Origin of the sequence: Pectobacterium araliae (genome assembly GCF_037076465.1) — a bacterium.
In the GTDB taxonomy this organism is placed as follows: domain Bacteria; phylum Pseudomonadota; class Gammaproteobacteria; order Enterobacterales; family Enterobacteriaceae; genus Pectobacterium; species Pectobacterium araliae.
Window position 1 is genome coordinate 534,418 of the sequence record NZ_AP028908.1, and the last position, 19,396, is coordinate 553,813.

Genomic DNA, 19,396 nt, shown 5'->3' on the forward strand with positions numbered 1-19,396 from the left:
AGGTCATAAGTAGAGTTTACGCAGCACGTAATATATGCTGCTTTGGTGTATATCCACCCAGTGCCATATTGGGCCTTTCATGATTATAAAACCACTGCCATTCCGTTGCATACTGCTGTAATTCATCCAGTGAGGAAAATATATATTGCCCCAACCAGTCATAGCGCACTGTCCGATTATAACGCTCAATATAAGCGTTCTGTTGCGGTTTCCTCGGCTGAATAAAATTCAGTTCAATGTCATTATTTTTAGCCCATTTACCCAACTGACCACTCGTATATTCCGGGCCGTTGTCACAGCGGATCGAGGCTGGCTTCCCACGCCATTCAATCAGGCGCTCCAGTGTTTGCTTTACCCGGGCCGCCGGTAACGAGAAGTCCACTTCTATTGCCAGTGCCTCCCGGTTAAAATCGTCAATGATGTTCAATAACCGGATTGAGCGGCCATCCGATAATTGGTCATGCATAAAATCCATCGACCCGCTTTCATTACTTTGCTCCGGTACCCTCAACGGTTCAGGCTCCTCCCGTTTCAGCCTTTTCTTCGGCTTAATGCGCATGTTCAGCGAAAGCTCACAGTAAATCCGGTAGACCCTTTTATGGTTCCAGCCGAAGCCCTTCACATTGCGAAGATACAGATAGCACAGACCAAAACCCCAGTTTCGCTGGTTGTCGGTAATAGACAATAACCACTCTGCAATCTGCTGATTTTCCTCATCAAATTTCGGCGTATAGCGGTAACAACTTTCACTGACTGAAAATATCCGACAGGCAAAACGAATACTGATATGCCTGTTTTCCACGGCTGCTTTTGCCATCTGCCGACGCTGAGATGGCTTTACCCCTTTTTTTGCATGGCTTCCTGAATGATTTCAGCCTTAAGCCGTTCTTCCGCATACATCTTTTTGAGGCGACGGTTTTCGTCTTCCAGTTCTTTCAGACGGGTCATGAGGGACACATCCATCCCACCGAACTTAGCCCGCCACTTGTAAAAACTGGCGCTGCTGATGCCATGCTCCCGACACAGTTCAGGCACAGGTGTTCCGGCCTCGGCTTGCTTAAGGATGGTGATGATCTGACTGTCGGTAAAACGTGATTTTTTCATAAGAATCTCCTGCGTTTAGATTACGAGAAAATTCTACTTATGAATACTCTGCTTTTTCGGGGGGATTACCACCTCATTCAGCAAGCTTTTTCCTTCACCGATACCGTTACCCTGTTGCTGAGTTATAACCTTGTTCGGTACCAGATGATCAAGATGGTAGTCAGCCTTCATTGCAGGCATGGAACAAATGGCGAAGCGGGGTCTCGCGCAGACGCTGGCATGCGGCGGTGAGTACGCTGGGTGCGAGATTCTGATAGCCTTCATCAGTCTGAAGAACGAAATCGATATCGTGTTCAGATATAAAAAATCCAGGGTCAGGAAACTGACTTTGGATTGTCTCTTACTGGCAGGATCTTTCAAGTAACTCTTAAACGATTGGGATTAGGCATCAGTAACGGTTTATTCAGTGGCAATGCGATGCAGAAGGGATTGCGGGTTGATGATCCGCGGGTCACAAACGGGGATGACCCGGATGTTTTTTATCCAGGCCATCCCATGATGCAGATTATTTTTTCTGTGTGATGACGTCGGCAAGCGTTTTTATTTGCTCAGTAATCAACGCCACGATTTTCTCGTCGTGCAGATTACCCTGCTCATCAAAACCGCCAGCATACGCATTCGAAAACACTTCCGGCCTGTTGAGCGGATGAATGTTCAGGAAGACGCAGGTTTGGCGCAGATGGTATTGTGCACGGGACGTGCCCATGCCACCGCCGGCCCCCATCAGCGCGGCAGGTTTATCGTTCAGAACATTGGTATCGGGCAGGCGGGAAAGCCAGTCGAGAATGTTCTTGAGCGCCGGCGCCACAGAGTAGTTATATTCCGTACAGGCGAACACGAAGCCGTCTGCGTTTTGCGCCTGGCGAGCGATGCGTTGTACCGATTCTGGGATCTCGGTGAGGTCGGCGTTATAAAAAGGCACATCCAGCAGATCGGCGATTTCCAGTGATACACCCGCTGGCAGGACGGATTGAGCCGTGCGCAGCAGTCCACGGTTGGTCGATGCTTTCCGCAGGCTACCTGCAATACCTAATAGCTTAATCGAACTCATTACAGTGTCCTCAAAATTCAGCGTCAATATCGACGATAGAAATCAATTTGTGGTTCACAAATTCTTTGATCCCTAAACCGGTAAGTTCACGCCCGTAACCTGAACGACGAACGCCGCCGAATGGCAGATCGGCTTTCACCCGAGTCGGATGGTTGATGTAGACCATCCCCGTTGAAATCCGTTTTGCCACTTCCGCACCGTGTGCAGGGTTGCGAGTAAACACGGAACCACCAAGGCCAAAAGGAGAATCGTTGGCAATGTTGATCGCATCATCTTCATCTTTGGCGCGAAACAGCATAGAAACCGGACCGAAAAACTCCATGTGGTAGGCGGGATTATCCGGCGTCACATCCGTCAGAATCGTTGGCTGAACGAAAGCACCTTGTTGGGGTACGATCGGACCGACTTCCAACGCAATGGCACCGTGAGAAACGGCTAACTGGATTTTTTGTTTTACTTCATCGGCCGCTTCCTGTGAAGAGAGCGGGGCAAGCGTAGTGTTTTTGTCAAACGGGTCGCCTGCGCGTAGCGCCGCAACGCCCTGTGTATAGCGATCGAAAAATTCGTCGTAAACGTCGTCAACGATGATCATCCGTTTGGAGGAAACGCAGACCTGACCACCGTTCCAGTGGCGACCAAACACGGCCCATTTCGCTGTTTTTTCCAGGTCCGCATCAGCCAGAACAACAAACGCATCAGCACCACCGAGTTCCAGCGTTGATTTCTTCAGCGCTTTTGCGGCCTGTTGCGCCACCGTTGCGCCAGCGCCTTCGGAACCTGTTAATGCGACGCCCTGGACGCGCGGATCGTTCAGAATTATTTCGATGTGCTTGCGGGTGGCATACAGATTGGTGAAAGCCCCATCCGGTAATCCCGCATCTTTCATTAGCCGCTCGAAACGGGCGGCGCTTTGCGGCACGTTTGACGCGTGTTTCAGGAGGATGGTATTACCTGCGGAAAGCTGTGGTGCGATAATGCGGGCGATCTGGTAATACGGGAAATTCCAAGGCTCGATAGCCAGCAACACACCCAATGGTTCATGAACAATCTGTGCTGTCGCTTCTTGCGGATTGGCAACAGGGAGCGTCTCAGGTGCCAGTAAACGTTCTGCATTGTGAACATAATATTCGAAGATTTGCGCAGACAATTCGATTTCTGCATGCGCTTCGCCAATCAGTTTCCCCATTTCCAACGTCAGTAAATGCGCGAATTCATCCTTCTGCTGGCGCAGCAGGTCAGCAGCTTTTTGCAAAATGGCGGCGCGTGTTGAAAAAGAGGTGTTTTTCCAGCCAAGAAAAGCGTTGTGTGCTTTCGTGATGGCGTCAGTAACGAACGCGTCAGTAGCGTCAGGGAACGTTTTGATGACTTCGCCCGTATACGGGTTAGTTGTTGCATATCCCACTGTAAACCTCCTGAGGATCAGATGTTCAAAAGTATGATGCTCACATAAATTTCGGCTATCGCCCTGCCTGTAATAATAGAGTAGGGTGGCCGACGGTTGACGCTTTCTCGATGTCGTACTGCACAAGGATTCGTATAACAGCGTCATCGAGTTATAATACGCTTAGTAAAAAACAATACAATATTAACCGCAATACGGTACAGATGGTGAAGTAGCGATGAAAAAGACACAAGGCATTCAGGTTATTTCGAGAGCAATTAAAATATTACGCTTGCTGAGCGAGCGAGGCACCAGCCTGGGAGAATTAGCGCGTATGACCGATCTGCCCCGTTCGACGGTACAGCGCATTGTCGATACGTTGGCGGCGGAAAATCTGGTGGAAACCGGAGGATGTGGCGTTCGGCTTGGCTGGGGGCTTAACGAACTCGCGAAGAATGCCTATTCCGATGTGGTGGCGCAGTTACGCCATCCTCTCGAAATATTGTTTGAGAAAACACGGGAAACGGTCGATATTTCAACCTATCATGGCCGTGAAGTGATCTTTTTGGATCGGATTGTCAGCGATCAGGCCGTGCGGGTGGTGCCGATATACGATCGGCCAAAACCGATCTATGCCATGGCGAATGGAAAAGCGATGCTGTCACTACTGACGGATGAGCAGATTGTATCCATACTGAACGGCCAGATGCCCGCGTTAACCCGAAACACAGTAACCGACATTCCGACATTGCTCAAACAGATTGCCGAGGTGCGCGCTACGGGACTTTCGCTTGATATTGAAGAGCATGAGGAAGGTATCTGCGCGGTAGGTATTCCTCTTGTGATACCGGGACAATCGGCGCATGCCATTTCCGTGGTACTCCCCTCTTATCGTTTTAACGACAGGCTGCCCGAGATTAAAAATGCGTTATTGATGATGCAGAAAGCCTGTACGACGATTCTACAGCCGAAAACGGTTCTGGGGCGGGATGTGGGCATCAGGAATGAATAAGTGGGTCGCTGTCGTTTCCCAAATAATCCCCTCTTTTACGTCCCTATTCATGCAATTGGTAACTCTACGCAAAAGCATAATAGTGTTGATAACATTATTATCGTAGGTATTTGTCACTGTGTAAGCGAACGGCGAACTCGTATTGTTAACGATACTCCGCTATCACATCTTAACCTCGGTCAAGGCAACAAATCTGAAGTGAAATATGACAATACGGTATTCTCGCAGTGAACGGCAGTAGCATCTAGACGCCTGGCAACAGAGTGGCATGTCTAAAAAACACTATTGTCGGCTGCATGACCTGAACCCGGCCACCTTTTATTACTGGCTCAAACACTCTCAATATGATGCCACCGTTACCATGCCCTCCGCCTTTATTCCTGCACGTCTGGTTGCGCGACGTACTGACCCGCTTACCCACTTGGCCGAACAGCCGAGTCAACGCGCTGCTATTTATTCGTATCGACAAAAGGATTTTCCATGTCTGCCCGTTCTCCATCGTTAAGGTTTTATTTGGTTATTGGCCTGCTTCAGGGGCTTTTATTTGTCACCGCGCGGGAGATGAAAGAAGGCATTTTTCAGACGCTGTTGATAATGATGGCGACGGTCGGCGGAATCAGCCTGCAATGGCTGGAACGTACACTTTTTTTGAAAAAAACGTGGTTATTGGTCAGTGTGCTGACCGTGCTGATGACCGCGATCAGTGGCTGGACTCTCTATGACAGTGGGCGATTCCTGCTGCCTGGTTCTTGGGTGCTGTGCAGCATCCTGCTCGGTTATATCAGCTGTACGTTTATTGGCTGTTGGTCAACCTGCGAAGGGCGGTGGCCGTCCTATGACGCACTCTGTAAACATGCCTGGATCAATGTTTTTACTGTGCTAGTAGCATGGCTATTAGTTCTGGTGGTTGTGTTACTGCTCGTCTTGTGTGGCATGCTGTTTAACATGTTGGGATTCCCACAGGTCAACAACGTATTCAGCCACTATCGGTTTTATATGCTGCTCTTGCCGATAGTGTTTTCTATTGGTATTTACATCGGAATGACCAAAGAAGCGGTGGTTGGACTACTGCGGGGGATTTTACTATCGGCGTGTCGTTTCCTGCTGCCGTTTAGTGCACTGATCACGGTGGTTTTCATCTTGACGCTGCCTTTTAGTGGCCTGGAACCAATATGGAATACCGGTCGTTCTACCGTCATTCTGCTATGCCTGATGGGCGTGAACCTCTTTTTGATTAACTGCGCCGCTCAAGATGATAACGAAGGGCGTGTTTATCCGACGGTGTTACGCGGACTGGTCAGCGCTAGCGTACTGTGTCTGCCCGTTTTGATCGCATTGGCGGGCTACTCCAGCTGGCTGCGTATCGAACAATATGGACTGACACCTTTCCGTTTTCAGTCGCTCTTTGTCGTAGCGATCGCCATGCTTTACAGTCTGGCAATGCTATGGGCTGTCATCCGACGCTCTGGCATCTGGTTAGGCCATTTACGCGCGAGCAATCCGCTACTCGCGGCGGTCACCTGCATTCTGATGATATTGCTGCATACGCCGCTGCTCAGCCCAGAAGCCTTTAGTGCGAGAAACCAGATTCAGCGCCTGCTGAGCGGGAAAACGCCAATCGATAAGTTTGATCTGTGGGCGCTGCGTGATGAATTAGGCGCCGCAGGTCAGCGACAGTTTACCTGGCTGGTTGAAGAATTGAAGCAAGACCGAATTCTTGATGCGGCGGGGCGTCAGGCGCTGCGCGATCGGTTAGAGGGACGTCCCGCAAAAGTCCTCCCTGTTCAGGTTGAATGGGTGGGGCCGTTTGAAGACGGGGTCGAAGACATGCTACAGGGTGATAATTTTGGTAATCGCTGTAGAGAAATGGCTTGTCTGCTCTTTGCCATTGATTTGACTGGTGATGGTCATAATGAAGTGCTCATTTTCTCCCGAGTCGGTTGGGGGGGCGGTGGGAAAATTCTCGCCCGTGATGAAAAGGGGCAGTGGCAAATTGCGGCCAGTCTCTTTAGCTCATTTGACAAAGAACAACTGATCGCACTGATTAAGGACGGCAACGTTGAAGCCGTTATGCCACGCTTCAAGACGCTCAGAATCGGCGGTGAGGATATGGAGGTCAGGTATCCCTGATTTCACGTTAAGTTAGGTATTACTTATCGATTCAATAAAGACAACGAATTGGTGATAACGATCACGTTTCTGTACCTTAGCCACATGCAAAAACACATGAGGATAACGTGATGTCAGTAATTAATACCCAAGTTAAACCATTCAAAAACATGGCTTTCAAAGACGGTCAATTCGTTGAAGTGACGGAGAAGAACATCGAAGGCAAATGGAGCGTGTTCTTCTTCTATCCGGCTGACTTTACGTTTGTCTGCCCGACTGAACTGGGTGATGTCGCTGACTATTACGACGAATTCCAAGAGCGTGGCGTGGAAATCTACTCTGTTTCCACTGACACCCACTTCACACACAAAGCATGGCACAGCAGTTCTGAAACCATTGCTAAAATCAAATACACCATGATCGGTGACCCAACGGGTCAGTTGACGCGTAATTTTGAAAATATGCGTGAAGCAGAAGGTCTGGCCGACCGTGGTACGTTCATCGTTGACCCACAGGGCATCATTCAGGCGTTAGAGATCACGGCTGAAGGTATTGGTCGTGATGCTTCTGACCTGCTGCGCAAAGTCAAAGCTGCTCAATACGTTGCATCTCACCCTGGCGAAGTCTGCCCAGCTAAATGGAAAGAAGGCGAAGCCACACTGGCTCCATCTCTGGATCTGGTTGGCAAAATCTAAGCTGACACCACGAAAAATATGGCTGTTTTGTCGGGTGCGATGCACCCGATTTTTCTGGTCAGCACCCCGCACCATTTTGCCTTTGTACCTATTTACCTCATTAAGGACGACCGATGCTCGACAATACGATGAAAGTCCAGTTGAAAGCCTATCTGGAAAAATTAACCAAACCTGTTGAGTTAATTGCGACTCTGGATGATTCCGCTAAATCTGTGGAAGTCAGAACCTTGCTGGCCGATATTGCTGAGTTGTCCAATCAGGTCAGCTTTATTGAAGATAATAGTCTGTCGGTCCGTAAGCCTTCGTTCCTGATTACTAACCCCGGTTCCCAAAGCGGCCCACGTTTTGCCGGTGCACCGATGGGACACGAATTCACTTCCCTGATCCTGGCGTTATTGCAGGTGGGCGGCCACCCGTCGAAAGAAGCGAAAGAATTACTCGATCAAATCCGCAATCTTGACGGTTCGTTCCACTTTGAAACCTATTACTCGTTGTCCTGCCATAACTGCCCGGACGTGGTGCAGGCGCTGAATTTAATGGCGGTATTGAATCCGAAGATCACCCATACCGCGATAGACGGCGGCGTGTTTCAGGATGAGATCCAAAACCGTAACGTCATGGGCGTTCCCACCGTTTTCCTGAACGGTGAACATTTCAGCCAGGGGCGGACAAGCCTTGCTGAGATTGTGACTAAAATTGATACTGGCGCAGGCGCTAAACAGGTTGAGCAACTGAACCAGCGTGATGTCTATGAGGTGTTAATCATCGGTAGCGGCCCAGCAGGGGCGGCCGCGGCGGTCTATTCAGCGCGTAAAGGCATCCGTACTGGTTTGGTCGGTGAACGCTTTGGCGGTCAGGTGCTGGATACCGTTGATATCGAGAACTACATTTCCGTGCCGAAAACGGAAGGTGCCAAACTGGCGACTGCGCTGAAGAGCCATGTTGATGACTACGATGTTGATGTGATCGATGCGCAAAGTGCAGAAGCCTTAATTCCTGGCGGAGAGCCAGGTAAACCGCATCAGGTGATTACCGTATCCGGCGCTACGCTCAAAGCGCGTAGCGTGATTATTGCGACTGGCGCACGTTGGAGAAACATGAATGTGCCCGGTGAAGATCAGTACCGGACGCGCGGTGTAACATACTGCCCGCACTGTGATGGTCCGCTGTTCAAAGGCAAGCACGTTGCGGTAATTGGCGGCGGAAACTCTGGTGTAGAAGCGGCTATCGATCTGGCTGGTGTGGTAAAACATGTCACGCTGCTTGAGTTTGCTCCAGAACTGAAAGCAGATTCAGTATTGCAGGAGAAGGTACGCAGCTTGCCGAATGTCGACATCATTCTGAATGCGCAAACCACAGAAGTGAAAGGTGATGGGCAGAAGGTGACGGGGCTGAGCTACAAAGATCGTGTTACCGATACGGTGCGTGATTTAACTCTGGAAGGGATCTTCGTGCAGATTGGTCTGTTGCCTAACACCCACTGGTTAGAGGGCACGGTCGCCAGAAACCGCATTGGTGAAATTGAGATCGATGCTAAGTGTGAAACCAGTGTGAAAGGCGTCTTTGCCGCTGGTGACTGTACGACAGTACCGTACAAGCAGATCATTATCGCGACGGGTGAAGGCGCAAAAGCGTCCTTGAGCGCCTTTGATTACTTGATCAGAACGCGTGCGTAATATCTGCCTGTGGGAGAGGGGAACCTTAACCTCCTTCCTATACTCTGACGACAATCTTAACGTTTTGCTCGGCGATGTCTCATAAAAGAGGCATTGCCGTCATTTCGATCGTAAAAATTAGATCTCAGCCCTTGCCAAGGGACAATAAGGAATTCATAATGCTGGCCGCTCTGTGTTGTGGCCTGTTTTTTGTTGTGTTTACCGCATCGTATTTAGAGCGCTAGCGTTACTTCAATTCACATCGTTTTTATCAGTTAATACAAAAAATCATATTCTTCTTAACAGACTTATCCACAGACTGTTTGTTGGTTATTTATTAATCTCGCTATATTTTTGATAAAACACAATAGAGTATCCTATTGATATTTATTCATAAAATTTACTTATAAAACGCTATAACTATCGCTTGTACTTTTTGTGACAGTTGATTGACAACGATTTTTTTTATTTATCCACAGCGCATACGGCAAACTGATGGCAACGGTTTTAGCCGCTCATGCATCGCGCGGTAATCCTTTCTCCACTGCACGGATGAGTCGTTTTTTCTGTGTGGATTGGACGTCAATTTCCGATGATGCACGGCGTGCTAGCTGCTGCTGAATCGCCCAGTGAATATGTTCATCCAACAGTTCGCTTTCACCTAGGCGGGTTTGTAGTGCTAATACGATATTATCCTGATAGGGAGCATTTCCCAGTGCGACGGCAATATTGCGTAGCCAGCGGAGATGGCCGATGCGCCGGATCGGTGAACCTTCTGTAATGCGTAAAAACTTCTCTTCATTCCAACCAAATAGCGCCAGCAATTCCGGCGTATGCAGCGCGGCACGCGGGCTGAAATCCGCTTCGTCGGTAAGCTGCGAAAATCGATTCCACGGGCAAATCAGCTGACAGTCATCGCAGCCATAGATGCGATTGCCCATTAGTGGACGAAATTCTTCAGGAATCGAGCCTTCTAATTCGATAGTCAGATAGGAAATGCAGCGACGGGCATCAACGGTGTAAGGTGCGACAATCGCGCCGGTTGGGCAGGTGGTCATACAGGCGACACAGCGACCGCACTGTTCTTCCTGTGGCTGATCGACGGGGAGGGGCAGATCGATCAGCAGTTCACCAAGAAAGAACCAGGAACCGGCTTCTCTGTTCAGAATTAGTGAGTGTTTACCAACCCAGCCAAGCCCGGCTTTTGCAGCTAAGGGGCGTTCCATGATCGGTGCGGAATCGACGAATGGGCGAAAATTCAATTCACCGCAGTATTCCTGAATCTGATCGCCGAGCTTTTTCAAGCGCTGGCGTAACAGCTTGTGGTAATCACGACCCAGTGCATAACGGCTGACGTAGCCAAGTTCTGGATTCTTTAAGGTACTGGCGAACGCCGCTTTGGCGGGAAGATAATTCATACGCACGCTAATGACGCGCAGCGTGCCGGGCAACAGCTCATGCGGCCGCGCCCGCAGCATGCCGTGGCGCGCCATCCAGTCCATTTCCCCGTGGTATTGCTTATCTAGCCAATCCTGAAGCCGAGGCTCTTCTGCGGACAAATCGGTGTCGCAGATGCCGACCTGCTGGAACCCCAATGCCTGTCCCCATTGTTTGATGTGTTGCGCTAATTCGTTGAGATCGTAGGGGTATGACATGATGGGCCACAGAAATAAACAAGACGTGGTGATGTTACCATATTCGCACCGCAGAGCCGATGCTTGCCGATACGCGTGGAATTCTGGCGGTGGGTTAGGTTGCTTGCTAACTTTAAGTCATTGTAATGAAAAAATTGTAATGAAAACGAAGAGCAAATGATGAAGGGTCATGACCAAAAGCGAGAGGATGATTTGCCTGACTCGGTGTTTTACGCCGAGTGGGTACGCCGTGAAGAAGCCAGAGCGGCCAGCGAGTCGGGGCTTTCGCTGTGGGAACTCATGCAGCGTGCGGGAGAAGCCGCATTTCAGGTGGCTAGAGAATGCTATCCCTCCGCCCGACATTGGCGGGTGCTCGCTGGGCACGGTAATAACGGTGGCGATGGCTATGTGGTCGCTAGTTTGGCGCTGGCGGCAGGCATTGAAGTCGATGTTGTTGCTTGCGCCAGTGATAAGCCGTTACCTGACGAGGCTCATCTTGCCCGGCAGCGCTGGCTGGAGCAGGGCGGGCGTGTTGAAGAGGTTAGTGCGCAGGATAGTGATGCGTCGTGGCCAGAAGGGATCGAACTCATTGTGGATGGTTTGCTGGGGACCGGTCTTTCTGCTGCACCACGCGCACCCTATGCGGCATTAATTATGCAGGCGAATGCCCATCCCGCCCCCATTGTTTCACTCGATATTCCCTCTGGCTTAGATGCCGAAACCGGTGCTTGTACTGATGTTGCGATCTGTGCAGCACAGACGGTGACGTTTATCGCGCTGAAACCGGGACTGCTGACAGGCCGCGCGCGTGAGCAGGTCGGGATCTTGCATTACCACTCATTAGGATTGCTGACGTGGTTGAATAGCCAAACTGCACCGATCCGGCGGCTGACTGCGGCACAGCTTCCCGAATGGTTGACGCCTCGTTCCGCCGGACAACATAAAGGGAATAACGGCAGGCTGTTGGTGGTAGGCGGCAACGCGGGCTTTGGTGGTGCGGTACTGATGGCCGCCGATGCGGCGCTGCGCAGCGGTGCGGGATTAGTGCGAGTACTTACTCACAAACAGTATCAATCCGCGTTTCTGACGGTTCGACCTGAGCTGATGGTGCAAGAATTGACGACAGAGACGCTGCGACAGGGGTTGGAATGGGCCGACGTCGTGGTGATTGGGCCCGGTTTAGGGCAGGATGAATGGGGTAAAAACGCGCTGCGTCTGACAGAAAATTGTAACAAACCCATGTTATGGGATGCGGATGCACTTAACCTACTGGCAATCAATCCACATAAGCGGCAGAATCGCGTGCTGACGCCTCATCCCGGCGAGGCGGCACGTTTACTGAATTGCCGCGTGTCTGATATTGAAAGTGATCGCTTACTTGCGGCCACAAAGCTGGTAAAACGCTATGGCGGCGTTGTCGTATTAAAAGGTGCGGGAACGGTGATTGCCAACCGGCAAGAAGAGATTGCTATTGCTGATGTGGGAAACCCCGGCATGGCGACGGGTGGAATGGGGGATGTGCTATCCGGTATTGTCGGTGGTTTGCTGGCGCAAAAGCTCTCGCTGTATGATGCTGCTTGTGCCGGGTGTGTCGTACACGGTGCGGCGGCCGACTGGCTGGTGACACAACGTGGTACCCGAGGTCTGTTGGCAACCGATTTACTGCCCGTGCTGTTCCGATATGTGAATCCTGATCGGGTGTTTTTTTAGCGCCGATGCTTTTAGAACTTATGTTTTTAGAACAATAGAATGAAAAAAATAGTCTTACTTCTGCCTGATGAGGCAGCAACCATTTCATTAGGCACTGCACTGGCGAAAGCCTGTGACGGCGCTTGTGTTATCCATCTTTATGGCGATCTCGGCGCGGGGAAAACGACGTTTAGTCGCGGTTTCCTACAGGCGCGCGGTCACCAGGGCAATGTCAAAAGTCCTACTTATACGTTAGTGGAACCTTATGCGTTGTCTCCACTGGCTGTTTACCACTTTGATCTCTATCGACTGGCCGACCCGGAAGAGTTGGAATTTATGGGGATTCGGGATTACCTGACGCAGGATGCCATTTGTCTGATTGAGTGGCCGCAGCAGGGCGCTGGCGTGCTGCCCGATGCGGATATCGAACTGCATTTGCGCTATCAGGATGAGGGACGACAGGCTGAACTGTCCGCTGTCTCTGCGACGGGAGACGCGATGTTACAACGTTTTTCTCTTCAGCCAGGAACAACAGAATCATGATGAGTCGTATGGTTAAGCTGTTCATCGGCGTATGGCTATTGCTGGCGGGATCGGCGTGGGCCGCCAATCTGTCTGATATCAAGGTGGATAATGCGTCAGGCCAGGCTACGGTGCGGCTGAGTTTTAGCGGGCAGCCGATTTATGCCTTTTTCCCGCTCAGCAACCCGGCCAGAGTGGTCATCGATATTCGTCAGACTGGCGTCATTCAGGGCTTGCCGTTGGATTTCAGCGGGCAAAATCTGATTAAGCGCGTGCGAACCAGCAACGCGCAGGATGCACAAAGCCTGCGTCTGGTGCTGGATTTAACGCAGGCGGCCAAAACGCGAGCGGTGACGCAAAAAGAAGGGGCAAGTTACGTTGTGGTCTTCACCATCACGGGTGATAAAGCGAAAACGGTACAGGCTCCAACGCCCTCCGTTCCACGGCAGCAAAACAGTGCGCCAGCAGAACCCGCTAAAAATCCATTTACTAACAAGCCGACGGTTGTCGTGAATAGCAATACGTCGTCTACTACGCGAGTGCCAGCCCGGCAGAGTAATGAGCGTGTTGTGGTGGCGATTGATGCCGGTCACGGAGGACAAGATCCTGGCGCGATTGGCACGAACGGGCTGCGGGAGAAAAATGTCACCATTTCTATTGCCCGTAAGTTACAAGCTCTGCTGAATAGTGACCCCGCCTTTAAAGGGGTATTAACGCGCGACGGCGACTACTTTATCTCCGTTATGGGGCGTTCGGATGTGGCGCGTAAGCAGGGTGCGAACCTGTTAGTGTCGATTCACGCCGATGCTGCGCCGAACCGCAATGCGAAAGGTGCCTCGGTCTGGGTGCTATCCAACCGTCGTGCGAATAGTGAAATGGCGAACTGGCTGGAACAGCACGAGAAACAGTCTGAATTATTGGGCGGTGCGGGCGATTTGCTGGCGAACAGCGGTGCCGATCCTTACCTTAGTCAGGCCGTGCTGGATCTGCAATTTGGGCACTCCCAGCGCGTTGGATATGACGTGGCGACCAAGGTGCTGCGTGAGCTCCAGCGTGTCGGCGGCTTGCATAAACGGCGGCCAGAGCATGCCAGTCTGGGGGTATTGCGCTCGCCGGATATTCCCTCTCTGCTGGTGGAAACTGGGTTTATCACTAATCTCTCGGAAGAGCGGCTGTTAGGGAGTAACGATTATCAGGAAAAAATCGCCAATGCGATTTATCAGGGACTGAGAAGTTACTTCCAGACGCATCCGATGCAATCGGTTCCCAAAAACGCGCTCCCAAAGCAGGAAAGCCGCCCACCACAGTCGGCGGCAAGTGATACAACAACGTCGAATGGTAGCGTAACCGCGGCAAAAGCGAGTACGGGCAGCACGCGTCATACAGTTGCACGTGGCGAGACGTTGTCTTCGATTGCCCGGCGTTATGGCGTCAGTCTTGCAGCCATGCGTGACGTGAATAAATTAAATAAAGATATCGTCTGGGTGGGACAGCGCCTGAATATTCCGGCTGCCGGGACGAAACAGACGGCGTCAACGCCCGCACCTAAAAAAGCAGCGCCGGTGAAGCATAAGGTTGTAAAGGGTGATAGCCTGAGTGCGATCGCTGCCCGCTACGGTGTCAGCATGAAAGATATCCAACAGGCGAATAATCTGCGTTCCGGCTCGGTACAACTGGGGCAAACGCTGATTATTCCGTCTGCCTGATGCTTCATGCTGATGATGTCGATAGATTGAGGATAGTAAGAGGGATACGCCATGCCGATTCAGGTGTTGCCACCGCAGTTGGCTAACCAGATTGCCGCCGGAGAAGTGGTTGAACGTCCGGCTTCGGTCGTGAAGGAACTGGTGGAAAACAGTCTGGATGCAGGCGCGACTCGGATTGATATCGACATTGAACGCGGTGGTGCGAAGCTGATTCGTATCCGTGACAATGGCTCGGGCATCGGAAAGGACGAGTTAACGTTAGCGCTTGCCCGCCATGCGACCAGTAAAATCGCTACGCTCGACGATCTGGAAGCGATCGTCAGCATGGGGTTTCGCGGCGAAGCGCTGGCGAGTATCAGCTCTGTCTCCCGTTTAACCCTGACATCACGCACTGCTGAACAGTCTGAGGCTTGGCAGGCCTATGCCGAAGGACGTGATATGGCGGTGACGGTAAAACCCGCCGCTCACCCTGTCGGCACCACGTTGGAAGTGCTGGATCTGTTTTATAACACGCCTGCCCGCCGTAAATTCATGCGCACCGAGAAAACTGAATTCACCCATATTGATGAGGTGGTGCGCCGCATTGCGCTGGCACGTTTTGATGTTGCCATCACCTTGCATCATAACGGTAAGTTGATGCGGCAGTATCGTGCGGCACCGGATAAAAGCCAGTATGAACGTCGCTTGGGCAGCATCTGCGGTGCGACATTCCTGCAACATGCGCTGGCGATCTCCTGGCAGCATGGCGATCTCACGATTCATGGCTGGGTTGCCGATCCGGTTGGTGCCAAACAACTGCCTGATATGCAGTATTGCTACGTGAACCAGCGCATGATGCGCGATCGGCTGATTAATCATGCTATCCGGCAGGCTTATCAAGACCAGCTTAGTGACGATCAGCAGCCCGCTTATGTGCTGTATCTGGAGATCGATCCGCATCAGGTTGATGTCAATGTTCATCCTGCTAAACATGAGGTGCGGTTCCATCAGGCTCGTCTGGTGCATGACTTTATCTATCAGGCCGTGATGTCCGTGCTACAGCAGGCATCCGCGCCGGGGCTTGGCATGACAGAGCCGGAAACCGGGAAGCCTGTACAGTGGCAGCAGGAGAACCGTCCCGCCGCTGGTGAAAACCATTTTGCCCAGCCATTGCGTACTGAAAAGCCATCTTCGGCTGGGGAGAAAACGCCGCGTACGGGTCATTCTGGTCAGGCGCGAGAAGCTACCTATTCTGGCTATCAGCCGGAGAATCCGTATCAGAGAAAGCAGGGCGAATTGTATAAGGCACTGCTGCAACCGACAGATAGCCAGCCATCGTCTGACGAGCCGCCGACTATTGCCTCGGCAGATACCGCTGTCACACCTGCGATATCGCATGATGCCTCATTGGCTCGAACCGCAGCGGACACGGTTGCCAACAACAATAAGCAACGTGCACCCGTTGATTCCCCGTTGGAAAGTCAATCGAGCGGTTTTGGTCGGGTGCTAGCGGTATATCCGCCGTGCTATGCACTGTTGGAGTACCATAAAGGGTTGGCGATGCTGTCGCTTTCCGTTGCTGAGCGCTATCTGAAAGTCGTGCAGTTAACGCCATCCGAAGAGGGGCTGCGGGCACAGCCGTTACTGATTCCTCAGCGGCTGACGCTGAGCAAATCCGAACTGAATGTGCTGTCTACTCATCATGCTTTGCTGACGCGTTTTGGTATTGATGTATTGGTTGAGTCACAGCGTGCCACGTTGCGTGCCGTACCTTTACCATTGCGCCAACAAAATTTACAAAACTTGATCTCTGAACTGATAGGCTATCTGGCCGACAATCAGACGGTTGAGACGCAGCAGGTGGAATCTGGCGCATTAGCCGCATGGATGGCAACGCGCTTGCAGAGCGAACAGGAAAACTGGAGCCACTCTCAGGCCATACAATTACTGGCGGATGTCGAACGGCTTTGTCCGCAGTTGGCGAAAGCGCCGCCGTCTGAACTTTTATTTATGATGGACATCCAGGATGCCATCAAGGCGTTAAAGCATGAGTGATGTAGAAAAAACGTCGTTGCCGCCCGCTATTTTTATTATGGGACCGACGGCGTCAGGAAAAACGGCATTGGCAATGGCGTTACGAGAATATTTGCCGGTGGAGTTGATTAGCGTAGATTCCGCCCTCATCTATAAAGACATGGATATCGGGACGGCGAAGCCAAGCGCGCAAGAGCTGGCGCAGGCACCGCATCGATTGATCGATATTCTCGACCCTGCTGAATCCTATTCTGCGGCCGATTTTCGTCGTGATGCGCTACGTGAAATGGCTGACATTACCGCTGCCGGGCGCATTCCCCTTTTGGTCGGGGGGACGATGCTCTATTTCAAGGCGCTGCTGGAGGGGCTTTCTCCTCTGCCATCAGCGGATGCTGCGGTGCGCCAGCGCATTGAAGAGCAGGCAAAAGAAGTCGGTTGGGAAGCAATGCATCGGCAGCTTAGTGAGATCGACCCAGTCGCGGCAATTCGGATTCATCCAAATGATCCGCAGAGACTCTCGCGAGCACTGGAAGTTTTTTTCGTTTCAGGTAACACTTTAACTGAGCTGACAAAAACGTCTGGCGATGCGCTGCCCTATCAGGTTCATCAGTTTGCTATCGCCCCGGCGACGCGTGAATTGTTGCATCAGCGAATTGAACAGCGTTTTCATCAGATGTTGGCAGCGGGTTTTGAGACAGAAGCCAGGATATTGTTTGCCCGGCAGAACCTTCATACGGATATGCCCTCTATTCGTTGTGTTGGTTACCGCCAGATGTGGTCATATTTATCCGGTGAAATTGATTACGATGAAATGGTTTATCGGGGAATTTGTGCGACGCGTCAGTTAGCGAAACGGCAAATGACTTGGTTGCGCGGTTGGGATGATGTCTGTTGGTTGGAGAGCGAAAAACCGACGGAAGCACTCGACAAGGTTATACAGGCTGTTCGTGCATAGGTTTGTTAGTGCATAGGTTGGGTGATTGTGTACAATCGGTGAGTCTCAGCGTGCAAGTTTTTACACCGTTATTTTAGAACCGTAGGGTTCTTTGTTACAAACAACATACAAATAAGGAAAATATAGAATGGCTAAGGGGCAATCTTTGCAAGATCCGTTCTTGAACGCTTTGCGTCGTGAACGTGTTCCGGTTTCGATTTATTTGGTGAACGGTATTAAGCTGCAAGGTCAGATCGAATCTTTCGATCAGTTCGTGATTTTGTTGAAAAACACGGTCAGTCAGATGGTTTATAAACATGCCATCTCTACAGTTGTTCCTTCTCGCCCAGTGTCTCACCATAGCAACAATCCTGGCGGCAGCAGCAATTATCATGGTAGTAACACGACTGCTCAGCAACAGTCACAGGATGCTGATGACGCTGAATAAGGCGTATTGTCAATTCACCACGGCGTGGGAGTGCTGGACGCATCGCTCGGCTCCTTCGCTGTGGTGTTTTTTGCTTGTTTGAGAGGTTACTCGCTTGTTTGACCGTTATGAATCAGGTGAACGGGCCATATTAGTTCATATTTTTTTCTCGCAAGATAGAGATACGGACGATCTGCTAGAGTTTGAATCTCTGGTTTCTTCAGCCGGTATTGAATCTTTGCAGGTGGTTACTGGTAGTCGTAAGGCTCCTCACCCCAAATATTTTGTCGGGGAAGGCAAAGCCGAAGAAATTGCTCAGGTAGTGAAAGAAACTGGCGCGTTTGTCGTGCTGTTTGATCATGCGCTGACGCCTGCCCAGGAACGTAATCTGGAGCGTTTGTGCGAGTGCCGGGTGATCGATCGTACCGGACTGATTTTAGATATTTTTGCCCAGCGTGCACGTACTCACGAGGGGAAATTACAGGTAGAGCTGGCACAGCTGCGTCACCTTGCAACCCGACTGGTTCGCGGCTGGACGCACCTTGAACGCCAGAAAGGCGGTATTGGTTTACGTGGCCCGGGCGAAACCCAGCTTGAAACGGATCGCCGTTTGTTGCGTAATCGTATCTCTCAGATACTGTCGCGTCTCGAACGAGTAGAAAAACAGCGTGAACAAGGTCGCCGATCGCGGGTTCGTGCCGATGTTCCCACCGTTTCGCTGGTGGGTTATACCAACGCCGGTAAATCCACGTTGTTTAACAAGATTACATCGGCGGGTGTCTATGCCGCCGATCAGTTATTTGCCACGCTGGACCCAACATTACGCCGCATTGAGGTCGATGATGTCGGTGATACAGTGCTGGCGGATACCGTAGGTTTTATCCGGCAGCTACCCCACGATTTGGTGGCTGCGTTTAAGGCTACATTACAGGAAACACGTCAAGCCTCACTGCTGTTGCACGTTGTTGATGCCGCCGACCCTCGTCTTGACGAGAACATCGAGGCGGTTGATGACGTACTGGCGGAAATCGAGGCGGATGAAATACCTGCGCTGTTGGTAATGAACAAGATTGATATGCTGGATGATTTCGTTCCGCGTATCGATCGCAACGAAGAGAATCTACCGGTACGGGTCTGGCTTTCAGCACAGACTGGCGACGGTATTCCGTTGTTATTTCAGGCATTGACTGAGCGGCTTTCCGGGGAAATCGCACAACATACGTTGCATCTTCCCCCGCAGGCAGGACGCTTGCGTAGTCGTTTTTACCAGCTTCAGGCGATAGAAAAAGAATGGATTGAAGAGGATGGGCAAATTGGTTTGGTTATTCGTATGCCGATTGCCGACTGGCACCGCCTCTGCAAAAAAGAGCAGGAACTGATGGACTATATTGTCTGATTTGACTGGTAGATACAGTCTGTACGGCGAAATAGTCTGACGGACTCTGGGATATTGAACCTGAAGAA

The 19,396-nt window shown here is 51.2% G+C and carries 16 protein-coding genes; 12 read left to right on the forward strand and 4 right to left on the reverse strand.

Annotated elements, in window-relative coordinates; all coding sequences use genetic code 11:
• Positions 1 to 16 precede the first annotated feature (16 nt).
• The 3 genes from AACH44_RS02455 to AACH44_RS02465 all read right to left on the reverse strand — a co-directional run bounded on the left by AACH44_RS02455 (position 17) and on the right by AACH44_RS02465 (position 3,557).
• Positions 17 to 1,104 (reverse strand): IS3 family transposase gene (locus tag AACH44_RS02455; protein WP_261848942.1). Its coding sequence is split into 2 segments (ribosomal slippage): positions 17 to 843 and positions 843 to 1,104, totalling 1,089 coding nucleotides; the frame shifts between segments, so codons are not numbered across the junction.
• Between the two features lie 505 nt (positions 1,105 to 1,609).
• Complete coding sequence (locus AACH44_RS02460; RefSeq protein WP_261848943.1) at positions 1,610 to 2,155, reverse strand: NADPH-dependent FMN reductase; 546 nt, start codon at positions 2,153 to 2,155, stop codon at positions 1,610 to 1,612.
• Positions 2,156 to 2,165: 10 nt separating this feature from the next.
• Complete coding sequence (locus tag AACH44_RS02465) at positions 2,166 to 3,557, reverse strand: NAD-dependent succinate-semialdehyde dehydrogenase (RefSeq protein ID WP_261848944.1); 1,392 nt, start codon at positions 3,555 to 3,557, stop codon at positions 2,166 to 2,168.
• A 217-nt stretch (positions 3,558 to 3,774) separates the two neighbouring features.
• Between AACH44_RS02465 and AACH44_RS02470 the strand changes: the two genes are divergently transcribed.
• From AACH44_RS02470 to ahpF, 5 genes are all read left to right on the forward strand, one after another.
• A complete protein-coding gene (locus tag AACH44_RS02470; RefSeq protein ID WP_261848945.1) occupies positions 3,775 to 4,548 on the forward strand; it encodes an IclR family transcriptional regulator in 774 nt (257 codons plus the stop codon).
• Between the two features lie 268 nt (positions 4,549 to 4,816).
• Positions 4,817 to 5,053 (forward strand): IS66 family insertion sequence element accessory protein TnpA, encoded by a 237-nt coding sequence (gene tnpA / locus AACH44_RS21150; protein WP_261848946.1) that lies wholly within the window; start codon positions 4,817 to 4,819, stop codon positions 5,051 to 5,053.
• Entirely contained in the window at positions 5,029 to 6,678 is a 1,650-nt protein-coding gene (locus AACH44_RS02475; protein WP_261848947.1) for a DUF4153 domain-containing protein, read from the forward strand. The genes tnpA and AACH44_RS02475 overlap by 25 nt, the downstream gene beginning before the upstream one ends.
• Before the next feature lie 110 nt (positions 6,679 to 6,788).
• Positions 6,789 to 7,352, forward strand: coding sequence for an alkyl hydroperoxide reductase subunit C (gene ahpC, locus AACH44_RS02480; protein WP_261848948.1), 564 nt, complete (start codon positions 6,789 to 6,791; stop codon positions 7,350 to 7,352).
• A 113-nt stretch (positions 7,353 to 7,465) separates the two neighbouring features.
• The gene (gene ahpF / locus AACH44_RS02485; protein ID WP_261848949.1) at positions 7,466 to 9,028 is read left to right on the forward strand and encodes an alkyl hydroperoxide reductase subunit F; all 1,563 of its coding nucleotides are present in this window, start codon (positions 7,466 to 7,468) and stop codon (positions 9,026 to 9,028) included.
• A 494-nt stretch (positions 9,029 to 9,522) separates the two neighbouring features.
• Here ahpF and queG read toward each other — a convergent pair whose 3' ends face one another.
• Entirely contained in the window at positions 9,523 to 10,662 is a 1,140-nt protein-coding gene (gene queG, locus AACH44_RS02490) for a tRNA epoxyqueuosine(34) reductase QueG (RefSeq protein ID WP_261848950.1), read from the reverse strand.
• A gap of 159 nt (positions 10,663 to 10,821) precedes the next feature.
• Between queG and nnr the strand changes: the two genes are divergently transcribed.
• From nnr to hflX, 7 genes are all read left to right on the forward strand, one after another.
• Positions 10,822 to 12,351 carry a bifunctional ADP-dependent NAD(P)H-hydrate dehydratase/NAD(P)H-hydrate epimerase gene (gene nnr, locus AACH44_RS02495; RefSeq protein WP_261849034.1) on the forward strand — a complete coding sequence of 510 codons (1,530 nt, stop codon included), beginning with the start codon at positions 10,822 to 10,824 and terminating at the stop codon, positions 12,349 to 12,351.
• A gap of 39 nt (positions 12,352 to 12,390) precedes the next feature.
• Positions 12,391 to 12,873, forward strand: coding sequence for a tRNA (adenosine(37)-N6)-threonylcarbamoyltransferase complex ATPase subunit type 1 TsaE (gene tsaE / locus AACH44_RS02500; RefSeq protein WP_205540325.1), 483 nt, complete (start codon positions 12,391 to 12,393; stop codon positions 12,871 to 12,873).
• Complete coding sequence (gene amiB / locus AACH44_RS02505) at positions 12,870 to 14,558, forward strand: N-acetylmuramoyl-L-alanine amidase AmiB (protein ID WP_261848951.1); 1,689 nt, start codon at positions 12,870 to 12,872, stop codon at positions 14,556 to 14,558. The genes tsaE and amiB overlap by 4 nt, the downstream gene beginning before the upstream one ends.
• 51 nt (positions 14,559 to 14,609) lie before the next feature.
• On the forward strand, positions 14,610 to 16,592 hold the full coding sequence (mutL, locus tag AACH44_RS02510) for a DNA mismatch repair endonuclease MutL (RefSeq protein WP_261848952.1): 1,983 nt from the start codon (positions 14,610 to 14,612) through the stop codon (positions 16,590 to 16,592).
• The gene (gene miaA / locus AACH44_RS02515; RefSeq protein WP_261848953.1) at positions 16,585 to 17,526 is read left to right on the forward strand and encodes a tRNA (adenosine(37)-N6)-dimethylallyltransferase MiaA; all 942 of its coding nucleotides are present in this window, start codon (positions 16,585 to 16,587) and stop codon (positions 17,524 to 17,526) included. The genes mutL and miaA overlap by 8 nt, the downstream gene beginning before the upstream one ends.
• Before the next feature lie 127 nt (positions 17,527 to 17,653).
• Positions 17,654 to 17,953 carry an RNA chaperone Hfq gene (gene hfq / locus AACH44_RS02520; protein WP_261848954.1) on the forward strand — a complete coding sequence of 100 codons (300 nt, stop codon included), beginning with the start codon at positions 17,654 to 17,656 and terminating at the stop codon, positions 17,951 to 17,953.
• A 94-nt stretch (positions 17,954 to 18,047) separates the two neighbouring features.
• Entirely contained in the window at positions 18,048 to 19,328 is a 1,281-nt protein-coding gene (hflX, locus tag AACH44_RS02525) for a ribosome rescue GTPase HflX (RefSeq protein ID WP_014701558.1), read from the forward strand.
• Positions 19,329 to 19,396 lie beyond the last annotated feature (68 nt).

What these genes read in the sequence shown, in the direction of transcription:
- AACH44_RS02470 (WP_261848945.1), top strand. Translation starts at nt 3,775, where the DNA reads ATGAAAAAGACACAAGGCATTCAGGTTATTTCGAGAGCAATTAAAATA.
- hfq (WP_261848954.1), top strand. Translation starts at nt 17,654, where the DNA reads ATGGCTAAGGGGCAATCTTTGCAAGATCCGTTCTTGAACGCTTTGCGT.
- tnpA (WP_261848946.1), top strand. Translation starts at nt 4,817, where the DNA reads ATGTCTAAAAAACACTATTGTCGGCTGCATGACCTGAACCCGGCCACC.
- nnr (WP_261849034.1), top strand. Translation starts at nt 10,822, where the DNA reads ATGAAGGGTCATGACCAAAAGCGAGAGGATGATTTGCCTGACTCGGTG.
- AACH44_RS02475 (WP_261848947.1), top strand. Translation starts at nt 5,029, where the DNA reads ATGTCTGCCCGTTCTCCATCGTTAAGGTTTTATTTGGTTATTGGCCTG.
- amiB (WP_261848951.1), top strand. Translation starts at nt 12,870, where the DNA reads ATGATGAGTCGTATGGTTAAGCTGTTCATCGGCGTATGGCTATTGCTG.
- ahpF (WP_261848949.1), top strand. Translation starts at nt 7,466, where the DNA reads ATGCTCGACAATACGATGAAAGTCCAGTTGAAAGCCTATCTGGAAAAA.
- tsaE (WP_205540325.1), top strand. Translation starts at nt 12,391, where the DNA reads ATGAAAAAAATAGTCTTACTTCTGCCTGATGAGGCAGCAACCATTTCA.
- ahpC (WP_261848948.1), top strand. Translation starts at nt 6,789, where the DNA reads ATGTCAGTAATTAATACCCAAGTTAAACCATTCAAAAACATGGCTTTC.
- mutL (WP_261848952.1), top strand. Translation starts at nt 14,610, where the DNA reads ATGCCGATTCAGGTGTTGCCACCGCAGTTGGCTAACCAGATTGCCGCC.
- AACH44_RS02460 (WP_261848943.1), bottom strand. Translation starts at nt 2,155, where the DNA reads ATGAGTTCGATTAAGCTATTAGGTATTGCAGGTAGCCTGCGGAAAGCA.
- queG (WP_261848950.1), bottom strand. Translation starts at nt 10,662, where the DNA reads ATGTCATACCCCTACGATCTCAACGAATTAGCGCAACACATCAAACAA.
- miaA (WP_261848953.1), top strand. Translation starts at nt 16,585, where the DNA reads ATGAGTGATGTAGAAAAAACGTCGTTGCCGCCCGCTATTTTTATTATG.